This window comes from Pseudoclavibacter helvolus, from assembly GCF_049707175.1.
Classification (GTDB): domain Bacteria; phylum Actinomycetota; class Actinomycetes; order Actinomycetales; family Microbacteriaceae; genus Pseudoclavibacter; species Pseudoclavibacter helvolus_A.
Genome location: NZ_JBNAFM010000050.1, coordinates 1 through 377, shown reverse-complemented (window position 1 = coordinate 377; position 377 = coordinate 1). Strand labels below are relative to the sequence as shown.

Here is a 377-nt window from a genome sequence, read left to right as displayed (position 1 = left end):
CTCGTGCTCCCCGACGCCGACCTCGACCTCGTCGCCGACCAGGCCATCAACGCCGGCTTCGGGTCCGCGGGCGAGCGATGCATGGCCATCAGCGTGGTCCTCGCGATCGAGCCCGTCGCCGACCAGCTCATCGAGAAAGTGAAAGAGCGCATCGCGACGCTGCGCATCGGGGACGGCACCCCAACCGACACGCACAAGGAACCCGACATGGGCCCCATCGTCTCCGAAGTGCACCGCGACAAGATCGCCTCCTACATCCAGATCGCTGCGGATGACGGCGCCGACGTCCTCGTCGACGGTCGCACCATCCAAGCCGAGGGCGCCGAAGGCGGGTTCTGGCTCGGCCCGACCCTCATCGACAACCTCCCCACCAGCAG

At 67.9% G+C, this 377-nt stretch carries 1 protein-coding gene; it reads left to right on the top strand.

What is annotated here, in order from left to right; genetic code table 11:
- The coding region (locus ACPYN9_RS17225; protein WP_424468122.1) for an aldehyde dehydrogenase family protein at positions 1-377 on the top strand (377 nt) is incomplete at both ends.